13 protein-coding genes are annotated in these 17,041 nt (G+C 71.9%); 10 read left to right on the forward strand and 3 right to left on the reverse strand.

Translation table 11 applies throughout. The annotated features are described in order from the left end of the window. Positions 1–483 precede the first annotated feature (483 nt). The 4 genes from ACWCPM_RS15790 (at position 484) to ACWCPM_RS15805 (ending at position 3,771) form a co-directional block, all read left to right on the forward strand. On the forward strand, positions 484–1,038 hold the full coding sequence (locus ACWCPM_RS15790) for a DUF5134 domain-containing protein (protein ID WP_450976730.1): 555 nt from the start codon (positions 484–486) through the stop codon (positions 1,036–1,038). 76 nt (positions 1,039–1,114) lie between these two features. Further along, complete coding sequence (locus ACWCPM_RS15795) at positions 1,115–2,050, forward strand: M56 family metallopeptidase (protein ID WP_450976731.1); 936 nt, start codon at positions 1,115–1,117, stop codon at positions 2,048–2,050. Positions 2,051–2,181: 131 nt separating this feature from the next. Then, positions 2,182–2,853 carry a phosphatase PAP2 family protein gene (locus ACWCPM_RS15800; RefSeq protein ID WP_450976732.1) on the forward strand — a complete coding sequence of 224 codons (672 nt, stop codon included), beginning with the start codon at positions 2,182–2,184 and terminating at the stop codon, positions 2,851–2,853. Positions 2,854–3,066: 213 nt separating this feature from the next. After that, complete coding sequence (locus tag ACWCPM_RS15805) at positions 3,067–3,771, forward strand: TetR/AcrR family transcriptional regulator (protein WP_450976733.1); 705 nt, start codon at positions 3,067–3,069, stop codon at positions 3,769–3,771. Here ACWCPM_RS15805 and ACWCPM_RS15810 read toward each other — a convergent pair. Then, a complete protein-coding gene (locus ACWCPM_RS15810) occupies positions 3,756–5,261 on the reverse strand; it encodes an LVIVD repeat-containing protein (protein WP_450976784.1) in 1,506 nt (501 codons plus the stop codon). The genes ACWCPM_RS15805 and ACWCPM_RS15810 overlap by 16 nt on opposite strands. Before the next feature lie 64 nt (positions 5,262–5,325). Here ACWCPM_RS15810 and ACWCPM_RS15815 point away from each other — a divergent pair, with 64 nt between their 5' ends. The 3 genes from ACWCPM_RS15815 to ACWCPM_RS15825 all read left to right on the forward strand — a co-directional run bounded on the left by ACWCPM_RS15815 (position 5,326) and on the right by ACWCPM_RS15825 (position 9,062). Continuing rightward, on the forward strand, positions 5,326–6,006 hold the full coding sequence (locus ACWCPM_RS15815) for a DUF305 domain-containing protein (RefSeq protein WP_450976734.1): 681 nt from the start codon (positions 5,326–5,328) through the stop codon (positions 6,004–6,006). Positions 6,007–6,179: 173 nt separating this feature from the next. Continuing rightward, positions 6,180–7,520 (forward strand): FAD-dependent oxidoreductase, encoded by a 1,341-nt coding sequence (locus tag ACWCPM_RS15820; protein ID WP_450976735.1) that lies wholly within the window; start codon positions 6,180–6,182, stop codon positions 7,518–7,520. A 150-nt stretch (positions 7,521–7,670) separates the two neighbouring features. Next, positions 7,671–9,062 carry a nucleobase:cation symporter-2 family protein gene (locus ACWCPM_RS15825; RefSeq protein WP_450976736.1) on the forward strand — a complete coding sequence of 464 codons (1,392 nt, stop codon included), beginning with the start codon at positions 7,671–7,673 and terminating at the stop codon, positions 9,060–9,062. 82 nt (positions 9,063–9,144) lie between these two features. On the opposite strand, the gene ACWCPM_RS15830 is transcribed toward ACWCPM_RS15825, so the two are convergent. Both ACWCPM_RS15830 and ACWCPM_RS15835 read right to left on the reverse strand, forming a co-directional pair. Further along, complete coding sequence (locus tag ACWCPM_RS15830; RefSeq protein ID WP_450976737.1) at positions 9,145–11,796, reverse strand: NPCBM/NEW2 domain-containing protein; 2,652 nt, start codon at positions 11,794–11,796, stop codon at positions 9,145–9,147. 560 nt (positions 11,797–12,356) lie between these two features. Next, the gene (locus tag ACWCPM_RS15835) at positions 12,357–13,013 is read right to left on the reverse strand and encodes a GntR family transcriptional regulator (RefSeq protein ID WP_450976738.1); all 657 of its coding nucleotides are present in this window, start codon (positions 13,011–13,013) and stop codon (positions 12,357–12,359) included. A gap of 275 nt (positions 13,014–13,288) precedes the next feature. Between ACWCPM_RS15835 and ACWCPM_RS15840 the strand changes: the two genes are divergently transcribed. Genes ACWCPM_RS15840 through ACWCPM_RS15850 form a run of 3 tightly spaced genes read left to right on the forward strand, consistent with a single transcriptional unit; the run spans position 13,289 to position 16,994 of the window. Next, positions 13,289–15,265: a hypothetical protein gene (locus ACWCPM_RS15840; protein ID WP_450976739.1), complete on the forward strand. Its 1,977-nt coding sequence runs from the start codon at positions 13,289–13,291 to the stop codon at positions 15,263–15,265. After that, on the forward strand, positions 15,265–16,077 hold the full coding sequence (locus ACWCPM_RS15845; RefSeq protein WP_450976740.1) for an RraA family protein: 813 nt from the start codon (positions 15,265–15,267) through the stop codon (positions 16,075–16,077). The genes ACWCPM_RS15840 and ACWCPM_RS15845 overlap by 1 nt, the downstream gene beginning before the upstream one ends. Further along, positions 16,053–16,994 (forward strand): aldo/keto reductase, encoded by a 942-nt coding sequence (locus ACWCPM_RS15850; RefSeq protein WP_450976741.1) that lies wholly within the window; start codon positions 16,053–16,055, stop codon positions 16,992–16,994. The genes ACWCPM_RS15845 and ACWCPM_RS15850 overlap by 25 nt, the downstream gene beginning before the upstream one ends. Positions 16,995–17,041 lie beyond the last annotated feature (47 nt).

The raw sequence follows: 17,041 nt of genomic DNA on the forward strand, positions 1-17,041 counted from the left end.
GCGTCCTCCGTCGTCTCGCGGGCGTCCCGCTCCAGGAGCAGCCCCCGGCGTCGTGCCGTCGCGGCGAGCGTACGGTGTCCTGCCCGTCCGGCTCGGACGACCCGCTCCGAGGCCCACCGCCGCCGACCGAAGGGCGCCATGGGGGGGCGCACAGGTCGACCAGGCCGGCGGCGAGGCACCTGGTGCCGCGTCGAGCGTGCCCGGGGGTGGGCCACGACAGCACCGCTGCCGGGTGGGACGGGCCGCGGCGTCCTGCGTGCCTGCGGCAGGCGGGCGGGTGCTCGCGTGCCTGTTCGGCGGCGGCGAGGGCGCGTTCCCGACAGGCGCCCGTGCCGCGGTCGGTGAGGGCGAATGCCGCAGGAGGGTGAACGCGCTCCGCCGAACGCCCCCGCGTACGCCCTTGCGCTCGCGTGCGCGCCGCGCGAAACGGGCATACCTATCCATCGAGCAACCCTGACCGACCGTCGAGCGGTGGAGGTACGGGTGCACGGACCGGCCGCGTCGGGCTGGCTGCTGGTCGCGCTGTGCACGGCGACCGGGGCCTACTGTCTGCTGCGCCTGCGCAGCGCCGTCGAGGAGCAGCGCCGTAGCGCGGGCGACGAGGCGCTGATGGGGTTCGGCATGGCCGCGATGGCCGTACCGGCGGCGGCGTTCAGCCCACCCCAGTGGGCCTGGCCCGTCTACGCGGCCGTCTTCGGCGCGGCGGCCCTGCGCGCCCTGTGGGTGGCGCGGACCGGCAGGCACCATCTGCACCATCTGGTGGGCGCCGCGGCGATGGTCTACATGGCGTGGGCGATGACCCTCTCCCCGGGCTACACGACCGGCCACGCGCACGGCGGCTCGGGCCTCCCGCTGGTCACCGGCGCGCTCCTGCTGTACTTCGCGGGATACGTGCTGCTCAGCGGGGCCCGGCTGATCCCGGTTCCGGCGGTGGCGGGGGGCCCGGGCCCAGCCGGCTGGGGCGACCGGCCCGAACTGGCACAGGTCTGCCGCCTGGCCATGGGCATCGCCATGGTCGCGATGCTCATCGCCCTGTGACAGCTCTCTTCGTGTCCTGCGTCACTTGGGCGATCATTCCTACCTCTGAGCGGCCCCCCGCTCATAGGCTGTTCCCATGATGGTCCCCGCGGCGCTCCTGCTGCTCGGCGCCCTGACCGCCGTCCTGGCCCCACGGCTGCTCGCCCGAGCCGACTGGCCGGACCGCGAACCCGTGGTGGCCCTGTGGGTGTGGCAGTGCGTGGTGGCGGGTGTCCTGGTGTGCTGCGCGCTGTCGATGACACTCAGCGCCGCGGCGGCCTGGCACGCGGTGCGGGGCCATGTGTTCGCGCCGGCACCGCGCGCGGTCGTCGAGGCGTACGCGCTCGGTGTCGCGGTCCCCTGGGCGGCGGCGACCGCGCTGACGCTCGCGGGCGGGGCGGTGTGGAGCGGGGCCATGCTGGTGCGGGAGGTCGCACGGGCCCGTGCGCTGCGTCGGCGGCGAAGGGCCGAGCTGCTGGTCCGGGCGCCGCTGCTGCCCGGCGAGGAACCGGCCGACGGGCGTCTCGTCGTCCTGGAGGGTGAGCGGCCGGACGCCTGGTGGCTGCCGGGCACACCGCCCCGGCTCGTCGTCACCACCGCGGCGTTGCGCCGGCTGCGGGGGCGGCAGCTGGACGCCGTCCTCGCGCACGAGCAGGGGCACGCGCGGGCCCGGCACGACTGGCTGCTGCACTGCTCCGCGGCGCTGGCGGGCGGGTTTCCGCAGGTGCCGGTGTTCGCCGCGTTCCGTGACGAGATGCACCGGCTGGTCGAGCTCGCCGCGGACGACGTGGCCTCGCGCCGCGTCGGGAGGCTCACCACCGCTCTCGCCCTGGTGGAACTCAACGAGGACCGCGGGGTGTTCGGTCCCGGCCCGGCCCCGCACGCGCACGTGTCCCAGCGCGTGCACCGTCTGCTCACTCCCCCGGCCCGCCTGCCCGCGTCCCGCCGGCTGCGCCTCACGGCGACGGCGGCCCTGGTGCCGGTGGTGCCGGTCCTGGTGGCGTTCGTACCGGCGCTGCGCGTGCTGGGGTAGCACCCGCCACGCCCGGAGCCGCCGTGCCGGCCCGGGATGCTTGGGCGAGCCTAGGGTGGAATCCAGTCTTCCTTTGTCCCGGAACTCTCGGACAGTGGTCTCCCACCCCAAGAGTTGGTAAAGATCTCACCATGCACAACCTGTCCGTCGACTCCCCGCCCCGTACGTCCGAGCCTCGCCCGGCCGTACGAGCCGCGACGGCGCTGGCGCTGGGTTCGCTGCTGCTGCTCGTGCTGGTCGCCACCGGCTGGGGCCCGCTGATGACCCTGGACCGGATGATCGCGCGGACCACCCACGACTGGGCCCTCGACCGGTCCGGACTCACACAGGCGTGCCGGGTCCTCTCGGACTGGGTCTGGGACCCCATGACGATGCGCATCCTGTGCGCGGCGGTCGCGGTGTGGCTGGTGCTGCGGCGCTCGGCCCGGTGGACGGCGCTGTGGCTGGTGGTCACGGTCGCGGTGACCACCGGGGTGCAGCAGGGGCTGAAGGCCGCGGTCGGCCGTGAACGGCCCCAGTGGTCGGACCCCGTCGACTCCGCCCAGTACGCGGCCTACCCGTCCGGCCACGCCATGACGGCCACCGTGGTCCTGGGCCTGCTGCTGTGGCTGCTGCACCACCACGGCGCCGACCGCACCCTGTTCCGTACGGTCCTCGCCGTGGCCGTCGTCTCGGTGTCCGGCGTCGGACTGACCCGCGTGTGGCTCGGCGTGCACTGGCTGACGGACGTGGTCGGCGGCTGGCTGCTGGGTGCGCTGGTGGTGGCGTTGGCGGTGGCCGCCCACGAACGCCGGCGACCATGATCGACAGCTGTGGGCCGGGACATCGACGGGTGCGGGCCGGGACGTGGACGGACGTACCGGCTGATGTGCTGTCCGCGCCGGAACACCGCCCGCCCCGGACGATCCCCCGCGTCGCCCGGGGCAGGACGGCACCGCCGGAACCGGCTGCTCACATGCCGGTCCGGACGCGCTGAGTATAGTTGGCTGGCAACCAGTCAACGCAGGAGTTACAGCATGACCCCCCGTAGCGCCTCGGTCAATGAAGAGTTGCGGCGGCGTTCCCGGGAGCGGCTGCTGCAGGCGGCGGTCGAGTTGGTGAGCGAACGGGGATACGAGGCGACGACGCTCGCCGACATCGCGGACCGGGCCGGATCGGCGCGCGGACTGGTGTCGTACTACTTCCCTGGCAAGCGCCAACTGGTCCAGTCCGCGGTCCACCGGCTGATGCACCGCACGCTGGGTGAGGCGCTGGAGCGTGAGCCGCGGACGGAGGACGGGCGGGAGCGGATGGCGCGGGCCATCGACGCCGTCCTGGGGCTGGCCCGCGACCGGACCGTACTGATGCGCCAGCACATGGCGGGACTGCTGGACGTCGAAGGTTTCGTGCAGTGCCCGGAGCAGCAGCGGCTCGCCGAACTGCTCCGGGACACCGTCGCCCGGCACGGCTCCTGCGACACCGGGACCGACTATCCGATGCTGCGCGCGCTGCTCATGGGCGCGGTCTACGCGATGGTGCTGCCGAACGTCGGCATGCCCGTGGCTCCCCTGCGCGCCGAGCTGTTCGGGCGCTACGGCCTCGACCTGGACCAGGGGTTCCCGCCGGGCACCGAGGCGCCCGGCGGGAGCGGCGAGACGGACGTGTCGCGCTTCTTCGCGACCGGGGCGGGCGACCCGTCGGATGCTGCCGGGCCGCCCGCCGGTGATCAGTCGTCGAAGTAGTCCGGCTGCGTCTGCACGTTGAGCTCACGCAGCTTCACCCACCGCGCGGGATCCGTGCGCCGGTCGTCGAGCTTCAGCACGTCGAAGCCCTTCACCAAGTCGTTCGAGTAGATGTAGCCGTTGTAGTAGTACGCCGACCAGGAGCCGCCACCGACGAGCTGCTCGGCGCTGATCGGGCCGCGCTCGAAGTAGGCGATCTCCTTGGGGCGGGTCGAGTCGGTGAAGTCCCAGACGGAGACGCCGCCCTGGTACCAGGCCTGCACCATGATGTCGCGGCCCCGGACCGGGATCATCGAACCGTTGTGCGCGACGCAGTTCTCGGTGTTCGCCTGGTGCCGGGGGATCTTGTAGTAGCTGCGGAAGACGAGCTCGCGCCGGTCGCCCTTGCCGACGATGTCGTAGATGCCGTCGGCGCCCCGGTCGGGGCCGATCTCCGCGTTGCAGGTGGCCGCACCGCCACCGCCCAGCTCGTCCGTGAAGACGACCTTGTTCGCCCGGAGGTTGAAGGTCGCCGAGTGCCAGAACGCGAAGTTGACGTTGTCCTGGACGCGGTCGATGACCTTCGGGCGTTCCGGGTCCTTGATGGAGAACAGGATGCCGTCACCCATGCAGGCGCCGGCAGCCAGGTCCTTGGAGGGCAGCACGGTGATGTCGTGGCAGCCGGTGGTCTTGGAGACGCCGGGGTTGGTGGGTCCACCGGGGTTGCCGCCACCGTCGGGTCCCTCTCCCGGGAAGAGCACCGGGAAGCCGACGACCGCCGACTTCTCCGGCGCGTGGCGCGGCACCTTGATGACGGATATGCCGTCGTGCGGCGGCTGGCAATCGGGGTAGGCAGCGTTCGGCGAGTACGAGGAGACGTACACGTAGACGTTGCGGCGCTCGGGGACCAGCGTGTGGGTGTGCGAGCCGCAGGCGGTCTCGACGGCGGCGACGTAGCGCGGGTTGCGCTTGTCGCTGATGTCGAAGACCTTCATGCCCTCCCAGGAGGACTTCTCGGTCACCGGCTGGGTGGTGCTGCTGCAACTGCTGTCGCTGCGCGAGGAGTCGGTCGACAGGAACAGCAGGTCGCCGGAGACGGAGATGTCGTTCTGCGAGCCGGGGCACAGCACCTGGGCGACGGTCTTGGGAGCCCTGGGGTTGCTGATGTCGAAGATGCGGAAACCGTCATAGTTTCCGGCGAAGGCGTACCTGCCCTGGAAGGCCAGGTCCGAGTTGGTGCCGGGCAGCACGTCCTTCGGGATGTTGGTCAGGTGCTCCATGTTGGCGGAGGTGACGATCTCGTCCACTCCGGGGATCTCACCGGATGCCAGCGCCTCGCGCACCTCGGCCCGGGTGCTGCTGGACACCTCCTTGCCGGCCGACGGGGCGTCGCCCGGGTCGGGGGTCGCGGTCGCCGGCTGGGCCGTCAGCAAGGCGGCCAGCAGTCCGGCAGCGGCGGTGGCAACGCCGAGACGTCTGAGCCGTGTTCGGGGGTCGTTCGACAGGATCACTGCGTCCTCCTGGATTCCGTTCGCTGGGGAACGGGTCACGGATCTCCGCAGTATCGTCGTCGCCATGCACAGATCAATAGAGGGAAACCGAGATGTGACACAGGTTTTCGGCCGGGCGGTGCGCTCCGTGGTGTCGCTGACCGCGCTGGCGGTGCTCGCTCTCACGGCCTGCGAGTCCGGCGCGGACACCCGACCGAACGGGGCCGGCGGGCCGTCGGTGATCGTGCCCGGCAAGCCCGGCGAGGCGAACCGGACCCTGTCGGCCGAGGACGCGGCGGCACAGCGCGCGGACGACGACACCCCCAACTCCGCCGACGCCGACTACGCGCGGATGATGATCGAGCATCACTCACAGGCGCTGGTGATGACCGGGCTCGTCCCGGACCGCGCCGAGTCCTCGCAGGTGGGGAAGGTGGCCGAGCGGATCGACGCCGCTCAGCGACCGGAGATCGAGGTCATGCGCAGCTGGCTGAAGCAGCACGGGAAGCCGGAGCGGAGCGGAGGTCACGACCATGCCGCGATGCCGGGCATGGCGACCGAGAAACAACTGGGCGAGCTCCGGACGGCGCGGGGCGAGGCGTTCGACCGGCTCTTCCTGGCGCTGATGATCACCCACCACGAGGGGGCGGTCACGATGGCGGCGGAAGTGAAGGCCGAGGGCAACAACGTCCGGATCGAGGAGATGGCCGACGATGTGATCGCCCAGCAGACGAGCGAGATCACGCGGATGCGCGCGATGCTCTGAGCGGCGGGCCGCCCCGGACGGCCCGGCCGCACTCCATTCGGACGGACACGCAGCCCGTTGCGCCCGGCACCCTGTCAGTGGAGCCGGGCCGGTGCGATGCTGGAAACCATCAGCGATCTCCTGTGCTGCACCGGACGATCCACCGGTGACCCACCGGACGAAGGAGTGCCGCCGTGCTGCGTGTCGCCGTCGTCGGGTCCGGACCGAGCGGGGTCTACTGCGCCCAGACCCTCGTCCAGCGGGACCCCGCCGTGCTCGTCGACGTGCTGGACCGGCTGCCCTGCCCGTACGGACTGGTGCGGTACGGCGTGGCCCCCGACCACGAGAAGATCAAGTCGCTGCAGAACAACCTGCGCACGGTCCTGGAGCACGAGCGGGTGCGCTTCCTCGGCGGCGTCCGGATCGGCACGGGCGGGGTGCCGGCGGCCCGGCTGCGGGAGATGTACCACGCGGTGGTGTACTGCGTCGGCGCCGCCACCGACCGCCACCTCGGTATCCCGGGTGAGGACCTGCCGGGCAGTCACTCGGCGACCGAGTTCGTGTCCTGGTACAGCGCCCATCCGGACACCGTGGCCGACGATTTCGTACTCGGCGCGCGGTCGGCCGTGGTCATCGGCGTGGGGAACGTCGCCGTGGACGTCACCCGGATACTGGCGCGCGGCGCGGCCGAACTGAGCCCCACCGACATGCCGCACGCGGCGCTGACGGCACTGGCGGCGAGCCGGGTGGGCGTCGTCCACATGGTGGGGCGCCGCGGTCCCTCGCAGGCCCGGTTCACCACCAAGGAGCTGCGCGAGCTGGGCTCCCTGTCGGAGGCTGAAGTGACCGTGGACCCCGAGGAGTTGGCGCTGGATCCCGCGTACGTCGACCCGTCCGCGCTGCCCGCGGTGCAGCGCCGCAACGTGGAGGTCCTGCGCGGCTGGGCCGCCGGGCCCGCGAAGGGCCTGCCGCGCAGCATCCGGCTGCGGTTCTTCCTGCGCCCGGTGGAGCTGCTGGCCGACGGTGGGCGGGTCGGCGCGGTGCGGTGCGAGCGGACGCTGCCCGACGGACGGGGCGGGGTGCGCGGGACGGGGCGGTACGAGGTCATCGAGGCCCAGTTGGTGCTGCGGTCGGTGGGATATCGCGGGGTGCCGCTGGAGGGGCTGCCGTTCGACCCGGCCACCGACACCGTGCCGCACCTGGCCGGGCGCGTGGTGCGTGAGGGTGCCGTCGTGCCGGGCGAGTACGTGGCGGGCTGGATCAAGCGCGGCCCGACGGGGGTCATCGGCAGCAACCGCCCGTGCGCCAAGGAGACGGTGCTCTCGCTGCTCCAGGACGCCCCCGTGCTCGTGCGCAAGGACGTCCCGGCCGACCCGCTCGCCCGGCTGCGGGACCTGGGGGTCGAGCCGGTCCAGTGGTCCGGGTGGCGGGCGATCGAGCGGGCCGAGGCGGAACTGGGGGCCTCGCTCGGGCGCCGTACGGTCAAGCTGCCGGACTGGGAGGCCCTGCGGGCGGCGGCACACGGCGCCCTGTGAAGGGCCGCGCCGGCAGTCGCGGCGGCCCCCTGGCGCGACGGCCGGCCGTGAGACGTCGCGGCAACGCGCCGGACATCGACACCTTGTTCAAGACGCCCGCGGTCGCTGGCCGTTCGGTCGTTCCCGCTCGCCCGCCGCTCTGGAGTCCCCTTGGCAACCACCGCCCCCGTCCACCCCGTCGACGAGGTCCCACCGGTACGGCACCTGGCCGCCTTCGGGTTGCAGCATGTGCTCGCGATGTACGCGGGCGCGGTGGCCGTGCCGCTGATCGTGGGCGGCGCCATGAAGCTGCCGCCCGCGGATCTGGCGTACCTGATCACAGCGGATCTGCTGGTCTGCGGCATCGCCACGCTCATCCAGTGCGTCGGGTTCTGGCGGTTCGGCGTGCGGCTGCCGATCATGCAGGGCTGCACGTTCGCCGCGGTGTCGCCCATGGTGCTGATCGGGACGACGGGTGGCGGACTGCCCGCGATCTACGGCTCGGTGATCGTCGCGGGCCTGGCGATCATGCTGCTCGCCCCCGTGTTCGGGAAGCTGCTGCGCTTCTTCCCGCCGCTGGTCACCGGCACGGTGATCCTGATCATCGGTGTCTCGTTGCTGCCGGTGGCGGGCAACTGGGCGGCCGGCGGGGTGGGTTCCGAGGACTTCGGGGCGCCGGGGAACCTGGCGCTGGCCGCCTTCGTGCTGGCGGTGGTGCTGGGCGTGCAGCGTTTCGCGCCGCCGTTCCTGAGCCGGATCGCGGTGCTGATCGGGATCGTGGTGGGCCTGGCGGTGGCGGTGCCTTTCGGGTTCACGGACTTCGGTGGCGTCGAGGACGCCGACTGGCTGGGGGTCAGCACACCGTTCCACTTCGGCGCGCCGGTGTTCGAGGTGTCGGCGATCGCGGCGATGCTGGTGGTCGCCCTGGTCACCATGACCGAGACGACCGGCGACTTCATCGCGGTCGGTGAGATGACAGGGCGCAGGATCGAGCCGCGCCCGCTGGCCGACGGGCTGCGCGCCGACGGGCTGTCGACGGTGCTCGGCGGTGTTTTCAACACCTTCCCGTACACGGCGTACGCGCAGAACGTGGGCCTGGTCGGCATGACCCGGGTGCGCAGCCGCTGGGTGGTCGCGGCGGCGGGCGGCATGCTGGTGGTGCTCGGGCTGCTGCCCAAGCTCGGCGCTGTGGTGGCCGCGATTCCGGAGCCGGTGCTCGGTGGCGCGGGGCTGGTGATGTTCGGGACGGTCGCGGCGAGCGGGGTAAGGACGCTGGCGCAGGTCGACTTCCACGACAACCACAACCTCACCGTGGTGGCCGTGTCGGTGGCGGTGGGCGTGCTGCCGGTCGGGGTGCCGACGGTCTACGACCGGTTCCCGGACTGGTTCCAGACCGTCATGAACAGCGGGATCAGCGCGGGCTGCCTCACCGCGATCGTGCTCAACCTGCTCTTCAACCACCTTCCCGGCAAGGGCGGTTCAGCCGGCGCCGTCGAGCCGGGAGACCTGCCGGCCGGCGGCGGCGAGCAAGCTGTCCGGAAGCCTCGGGAAGAGGGCGTCTAGGTCGAATGGGCCACCGTGGCCCGAGGCCCTGGCGAACCGGCCGTACCCGGGTGAGGTGTCACGCGGGTACGGCCGATCCGGATCAGCAGGCGGCGTTCAGGCCGGCCCAGTCGGCGCGGTCGTTGTAGCCGCCGTCGCCGGCGTCGCCGACCACCAGGTCGAGCACCCGGACGCCGGTCAGGTCGACGTCTGCCTCGCGGGTCTCGTCACGGGTCACCACACCGCTGTCGAACAGCACCCGGCCGTCACCGATCACCTTGAAGGTCGATGTGCCGCCCTCCGGGCCGACGTTGCGCACCGCGTCGTCGATGCCGACGGTCGCGGTCAGCCGGCTGCACTTGTCGCCCACGTAGTAGCGGACCGTGGAAGGCGAGGCGACGCCGATGCCCGTCGGGTGGACCTGGCCCAGCATGCTGATCGGCGACCAGCCGCCGACGCTCATGTCGACCGTCGGGCTCATCCAGCCGCTGGTGGCGCTGATCCACTTGTGGTGCGACAGCGCGACGTCGCCGTCCGGCGGCGCCGGTGCCACGACCACCGACGCGGCCGTCTCCTGCCGCAGCCGCTTCTTGCCGATCACCCTGTACGACGTGGTGGCGGTCAGCGACGTGGAGCTGCCCGGCTCGGCCGTCGCCGGCAGCGTCACCGAGAAGGCGAAGGTCGCGGAGCGGTGGGAGCCCAGCAGCTTGGGTGCCTTGCCGAGCGGACGGGCAGTCCAGCCGTCGGGCGTCGTCAGCTCGACCCGTGGCGCGAGGACCGGCCGCGCACTGTCGTTACGGACGGTGACCTCGACCCGGACCTGGTCGCCGCCGGCAATTACCGGGGCGGCGTCGGCCGGCACCTCGTCGTCACCGACGTGCGTCACCTTCGGCAGGCCGGCGACGACCTGCGCCACTCCGGCCGTCCACTTGGACGCACCGTACTGGTAGGCGCCGGCGCTCGGCTTCGGGTCGGTGTACCCGTCGGTGGCCGGCGGACGGACCAGCGCGTAGTTGCGTGCGGGCGACGTCGGTTCGAGGGTGAAGTCGTACGCCGCCGGGTTGGTGAACTCCGGGCCCGCCGCGTGGGGGAGGTTGTTGGTCGAGGACACTCCGTCCATGGTGTCGGCGTCACCGATGTTGTTGGCCACCTCGGTGTCCGTGTACGTGCCGGAGAAGAGGCTGACGGACTTGCGGTCGGTGCCGCTGGTGTTGTTGTAGATGCGGTTCCCGGAGGTGGTGCCTCCGTTGGGGTTGATCAGCACGGCGCCGTAGGTGGTGCGGTTCCACGCCACGTTGTTGTGGACGGTCCCGTTGTAGGTGGAGAGGTCCAGGTAGACGCCTGGTGCCGGTGCGCTGGCCGCGAAGGGCGCGGCGTCGTGCAGGAGGTTGTGGTGGATCTCCGTGCCCGCGAGGTCGACCCGGCAGCAGATGTAGATCGCGCCGACGTCGACGACGAGGTTCCCGTAGTCCGACAGGTCGTTGTACGCGATGTCGTGGCCCGAGGACGTCGTGCCGGCGACCTTGTTGTCGATGTTGATGCTGCTGCGGCCGCTGTTGGTCACGGTGTTGTGCGTGATGGTGTGGTCGCTGCCGAGCACGTTGACCCCGGCGGCGTAGCTGCCGCGGTAGTCGACGCGCGTGATGAGGTTGTTGGTCACCACGTTGCCGGAACCGGCGGCCAGGACCCCGTTGCCGGCGCTGTAGTCGATCCTGCTGTCGCGCAGGGTGTTCGCGGTGCCCCGCAGGAGGATGCCGCTGGTGGTCTCACCGGCCGTCAGCACGTCGCACGGGTCGGTCGGTGTGACCTTGCCCGGGTCGATCTTCAGGTCCATGTAGTGGGAGACGTATCGGGCGTCGATGTCGTCCAGCACATTGTGGGTGGACGACGCGGACGTCTGGGCCGTGGCCGAGCGGATGCCGAAGCCGACGACCGAGATGTAGGAGCGTCCCGACAGATCGATGGCGACGTTGCGCTGCTTGGCCTCCACGACGTGTCCGGCGGGACTGCCGCTGTCGGCCATCCACAGGTACAGCTTGTGCGTGGCGTCGTCGTAGAACCACTGACCGGAGTGGCTGAAGGCCTGCAGCTTTCCGGTGAGGGAGTAGAGGTTCTGCTGGTTGGGGCTGAGGCCGACGCAGGCGGGCAGGCCGGACGCCGTCACGGAGCCGACGCTGGAGCTGGTGACGGTGCCGGTCTCGCTGACGAACCAGTTGTGCGAGGTCAGTCGTGCCCCTTCCCAGTACCCGGCGGGCTGGGTCAGGGCGGAGTCGTACAGGGTGTCGGTCGTACCCGAGTCGGCCGAGTTGTAGTGCGGGCGTGTCGGTTCGGTGCCGGGGTAGGGCCACTGGGCCTCGCCGAGCATACGGCCGTCGACGAACAGTTGGTTGCCCGGCAGATCCGGGTCGAGCACCACGCTGGTCTGGTAGATCTTGCCGTCGGAGACGGCCTCGGAGAAGTCCGAGCCTGCCAGCGTCGGATCCGCCGCCTCCAGCTTCGACAGGTCCGACGGAGTCACTGCGGACCATCCGGTGACCGGGTCGCTCCCGTCGATGACGACGTCCGCTCCCGGCGCGGCCCGATAGGTGATCCGGGCGGAGGCGGTTCCGCTGCGGGCGGGAGTGACGGTCTCCCGGTAGGTGCCGGACGCGATCACACAGGTGTCGCCGGGGACGGCGACCGTCGCGCACTTCTGCACGGTGCGGAAGGGGGACTTCGCGGTGCCGCGGTTCGCGTCGGAACCTGTGGTGCTCACGTAGCGGGTGGTACCTGCCGGCTGGGCCGATACGGGGGTGGTCACCGACCCGGCTATGGCCATCGCAGCGGTACTGAGGATGAGCACGCGACGTTTCCAGTCCATCTTGCTCCCATCGCCTATCGATTATCGCGAATCGGCGGTCACTATAGGGCGTTGCTCGGGCGTCGCGTAAGGAAGCGGTGCGCGTCGGGGAACGGGCTCGGACGGCCAGGTTGCGCGCCGTGGCCGTGGGCTCACTCGCAGCGGCCCGCAGCAGGGCGTGCGGATGGGCCGGGCGTGCCGGAAGGGGTGCGGGTTGCGCCGGCGCGGGGCGGGAGCGGGTGCCGCACCGCCGTCAGGGCCTGCCGTGCCTGTCGCACGGCGACGACGAGAGGTGGAACGCCGGACAGCTCCTCAGAGGATTTCGCCGACGGCATGGGCGCCCGATGGACGGGCGGGGGCTCGCGCGGGCCCGGCGCGGACCTGGACCGGCAGGACGACGTGGAGCGCGTCCACGCTGGTCAGAGCCCCGTCGCCGCGTGCGATCCGCTGTGGCCCAGCCGTGGTTCAGCCGTGGTTCAGCCGTGGCCGAGCATGCCGTCGTCGCCGCGCGCGTGCGCGGCGAACACGGCCCCTGCGCGGTCGGGGTCCGCGGACTCCAGCACCGTCAGGAGTTCGTCGTGCTGGTCGGCCATCTCGCGCCAGTCACCGGTGAACAGCGGGTCGGAGACGACGCGCAGTGCCCGCAGGCTGGGCTCCATGAGCTTCCAGATCCGGGAGAGGAAGGGGTTGCCGCTCGCCTCGCACAGGACGCGGTGGAAGGCGATGTCCGCGTCCCTGAAGCTGCCCACGTCGCCGGCGGCGGCAGCCTCCCGCATGGCGTCCACCTGGTCGCGCAGGGATTCCAGCGCGTGCGGCGCGGGCCGCTCGGCGACCGCCCGTGCGGCGAACTCCTCGATGATGACGCGCACGGCCCGCGCGGCGTCGGCGTCCTGAGAGGAGACGTCGGCCACGAAACTGCCGCGCCGCGGGACGTGGTCGGCGAGCCCCTCGTGCACCAGGCGCTTCACCGCTTCCCGCACCGGAGCTTGACTGACTCCGAGGTCTCGGGCGAGTTCCGCCTCGATCAGGCGATCCCCGGCCTTGAGGTCCCCGCTGACGATCAGGCCGCGGACTCGGCTGTAGACCTGGTCGGACAGCAGTACACGCCTGAGCGGCTCACCGATGTCGGCCATGACAGCCCCCTTCCGGTCCGGAGATCGAACACTTCGCATCGTATCGATAGAAGGGCGCGTTGGGGGACAGCTCGTGACGACAGCTCTTGACAACCACGCGATGAGGTTCATCATATCGCCTATCGATAGTATCGAATCGATAGGATCCGAAGGGGCCGACTGCGCGGTGGTCTTTCCTGACCTGCTCCTGGACGTGGCGCCGGCACTCGCCTTCTTCGCGGTCATGCAGCGGCACATCAGCAGCGGCCTGACCACCGGCGCCCCGAAAGGCTGACATGACCGCCCACGACCCCGCCCCAGCGGATCCCGCGGTAACCGAACACGGCATCACCGCCTCCGCGCCGACCGGCCCCCCGCCGGCCTGGGCCGTCCTGCAACGCCGCCTGTTCCACGACCTCGACGGCGCCTGGCGGGCCTTTCGTGACCGGTACACCGAGGCCGACGGCAGGCTCCGCTTCGTCGGCACCATCGACGACCGCGACGGCGCCGACGACTTCTACGAGGCGTTTTTCAACTGGCCTGCCCTGTACCGGCTGGGAGGCGCCGACGATCTTCTCCCCGCCGTCAAGGTCCACTGGGAGGCGGTCACGCGCCAGCTGACCGAACTCGGCCTGCTCCAGAACGAGTTCGAGCGCGGCTACGACTGGTTCCACCAGGGCGAGTCGCTGCTGATGTTCTACGGCATCTGCGCCGCCGACCCGGCCGACGAGCGCTTCCGCGAGCGGGCGATCCGATTCGCCGAGCAGTACCTGCCCGGCAGCCCGACGGGCAACTACGACCCCCGGACCAGAGTCGTACGCGCGCCTCACACCGGTTCGGACGGCCCCCGGCCGGGCCTCGGTCCCCAGTGGGACGACCGGTTCGCCGTCGACCAGCCCGGCATGCGCCCCTACGGCCTGCCGCTGCACGACGTCCCCGGCATCGGCGAATGGGGCGACCTGGCGGACGAGGAACTCGCCGCCCGCATGGGGCACCAGATGCGCGACCGCCTGGGCCGCGGGGACACCGCGGTCAACCTCGCGGTCACCGCCCTCATGGTGAACGCCTGGCTGTACCACCACGACCCGCGCATGGCCGCCTGGGTGCGCGAGTACGTCGACGCCTGGCGCGAGAGGTCCGACGCCGCGGGTGCCATGCCCGACAACGTCGGACTCTCCGGCGTCGTGGGCGAGTATCACGGCGGACGCTGGTTCGGCGGCCACTACGGGTGGACCTGGCCGCACGGCGTGCACGCGGTCGGCGCGGCGACGCTGGTGGCGGCGATCAGCGCCGGCATCGTCGGCGGTGACGTCAGCCGGCTCGACCTCGCCCGGCGCCCCCTCGACCAGGTGTGGGAACAGCGCGCCACGGGCGTGCCGTTCGGCCCCGAGGCCACACGGCGGCCCGGCTGGGCGCCTGACCCGGGCCCGGCGCACGGGCGGCCGATCGGCACCCTGCCCAACCGCCGCGGACTCGACGGCTGGTTCGACCACCAGCCCGCCCAGGTCGCGTACTGGACGTGGCTGTGGTGGTTCGGGATGCAGCAGGAGGACCGGGCGCGCCTTGAGGCGTTGCGCGAGCACTCCGGCTACGACTGGAGCCTCGTGCACACCTTCCGCGACAAGGAGGAAGCGGGGCACGAGGCTCCGTGGATCGCCTACCTCGACGGAGCCAACCCCGACTATCCGGAGAAGGCCCTCCGGATGGCTCTGGCGCAGGTCGCCCGCCGAAGGGCCCTCATGGAGGCGGACGACGCGGAGACCGGTGACGACCGCGACCTGCACAAGTGGCAGCGGCTCAACCCGGTGGTGACGGAGGTCCTCACCCAGCTCACCACAGGCGCGCCGCAGACCCTCTACAACGGCGGCCTTCCCCTCGCCCGCGTCCGCTACGACGATCTCGACCACGGCCGGCCGGGACTGCCCCCGGACGTCGCCGCGCTCGTCGAGCACCTGGACGCGGACAGCACGACGGTGCACCTGGTCAACCTCAGCTCGTCGCGTACCCGGAGACTGCGGCTGCTCGCCGGCGGATTCGGCGAGCACCAGATCACCGCCGCGCACTGGAACACCGGCGGGGCCGGGTATCCGGGCGACTCCCACGGCCCCCGGCTCCCCGCCGGCGAGCAGACCCCGCGGTCCGCCGCCGTCGACGACAACAGCGTCCACGTCACCCTGCCTCCCGGGCGGCAGATCCGGATCCGTCTGGACATGCGGCTCAACGCCCGGCAGTACGCCCATCACCCCTCCCCCGCGGCTTCCCGGAGACCTTGATGACAGCCGTCCACCTTTCCACCCCCTCCGACGGCGACGCCGGCCAGGACGCCCCTCCCGTCTGGGACCTTCCGGTCCGCGGCGCTCCCTGGCAGCGCCCCGACGACGAGCTCGTCAGCCGGCTGGACCGGGTCAGCTCGGCGACCGCCTGCGCCAAGCTCCACGAACTCGGCATCCGGCGCACCTACATGGACGGGCCGACCGCGCTGGAGACCGGAAACAGAATCACGGGACCGGCACGCACCCTGCAGTTCATGCCGCAGCGCGAGGACGTGGCCAGCGGGCTGGCCCAGGAGTACGTCGAGCGCAGCACTGCGCTGTGGGCGGTGCTGGAAGCCGTGCAGCCGGGTGACGTGCTGGTCGTGCAGGCGTACGGCAGCCAGTTCACCGGCTGCCTCGGCGACATGCTGGTGCGCTACTTCAAGCGCAAGGGCGGCGCCGGCATCGTCGTCGACGGCCGCATCCGTGACGCTCCCCGCGTCCGGCAGCTCGGTGTGCCGATCTGGTGCACCGGCACCACCCCGCACTACGCGTCCCAGTCCGAGCTGTTTCCGTGGGCCTACGACGTGCCCGTGGCGGCCGGCGGTGTACTGACCCTCCCCGGCGACCTGGTGGTCGCGGACGACGACGGCGCCGTGGTGGTACCCGTGTCGAAGGCCGCGCAGGTCGTCGAGAGCGCCTCGGACCACGAGGCCTGGGAGGAGTTCAGCCGGCAGCGGATCGATCAGGGCGCCCGGCTGTCGGACTACTACCCGCTCACCCCGGCCAGCAGGGAGGAGTTCGAGCAGTGGCAGGCCGCGAGGGAGAAGTGACGACCGGCGTCCCCGCGCGGTCCCTGCCCCGCTTCGGGCTCGGCTGCGCGCCGATCGGCGACCTGTACGGGCCGGTGGACCCCGAGACCGCCGTGGCCACCGTCCGTACCGGCGTCGCGGCGGGCGCGACCCTGCTGGACACGGCGCCCAAGTACGGCGACGGCCTGTCCGAACGACGCGTCGGGCAGGCCCTGGCCGCGATGGACCGGAGCCAGGTGCGGATCTCGACCAAGGCCGGCTGGATCGTGGGCGAGGCAAGCGCTCCCCGACCCGGCTTCGGCCGGGACGACGTGCTGCGCAGCCTGGAGTCCAGCATGCGGCGTCTGGGAGTCGACCGCCTCGACGTCGTCCACGTCCACGACCCCGACGACCACCTCGAGGAGGCGGTACGGCACACCGTTCCGGCCCTGGCCCGGCTGCGGGACGAGGGGGTGGTGGGAGCCGTCGGCGCCGGCATGAACAGCCACGCGCCGCTGTCCGAACTGGTACGGCGCTGCGACCTCGACGTGGTCCTGGTGGCCGGCCGCTACACGCTGCTCGAACAGCCGGCCCTGGCCGAACTGCTGCCGCTGTGCGAGGAGCGGGGCGTCGGTGTCATCGCCGCGGGCGTCTTCAACTCGGGCCTGCTGGCGGACCCGCGGCCAGGAGCGCCGTACGACTACCGCCCCGTGCCCGAGCCGGTGCTGCGGCGGGCGCTGGCCCTCCGCGACGTCTGCGCGCGTCACGGGGTGCCGCTGCGGGCGGCCGCCCTGCAGTTCCCGCTCGCCCACCCGGTGGTCGGCTCCGTCCTGGTGGGTGCTGCCACGCCGCAGGAGATCACGGACAACCTCGACGTGGCCCGGCACCCGATCCCCCCGGGCATGTGGACGGAACTGCGAACGGCGGGACTGCTCGATCCGGCTGCGCCGGTGCCGTGAGCGCAGAGACGGCCGGGCGGGCACGCGGCGAACCACCGTGTGCCCGC

It is taken from the genome of Streptomyces sp. NPDC002309 (assembly GCF_053593375.1).

What these genes read in the sequence shown, in the direction of transcription:
- ACWCPM_RS15795 (WP_450976731.1), top strand. Translation starts at nt 1,115, where the DNA reads ATGATGGTCCCCGCGGCGCTCCTGCTGCTCGGCGCCCTGACCGCCGTC.
- ACWCPM_RS15800 (WP_450976732.1), top strand. Translation starts at nt 2,182, where the DNA reads ATGCACAACCTGTCCGTCGACTCCCCGCCCCGTACGTCCGAGCCTCGC.
- ACWCPM_RS15805 (WP_450976733.1), top strand. Translation starts at nt 3,067, where the DNA reads ATGACCCCCCGTAGCGCCTCGGTCAATGAAGAGTTGCGGCGGCGTTCC.
- ACWCPM_RS15815 (WP_450976734.1), top strand. Translation starts at nt 5,326, where the DNA reads ATGCACAGATCAATAGAGGGAAACCGAGATGTGACACAGGTTTTCGGC.
- ACWCPM_RS15835 (WP_450976738.1), bottom strand. Translation starts at nt 13,013, where the DNA reads ATGGCCGACATCGGTGAGCCGCTCAGGCGTGTACTGCTGTCCGACCAG.
- ACWCPM_RS15840 (WP_450976739.1), top strand. Translation starts at nt 13,289, where the DNA reads ATGACCGCCCACGACCCCGCCCCAGCGGATCCCGCGGTAACCGAACAC.
- ACWCPM_RS15845 (WP_450976740.1), top strand. Translation starts at nt 15,265, where the DNA reads ATGACAGCCGTCCACCTTTCCACCCCCTCCGACGGCGACGCCGGCCAG.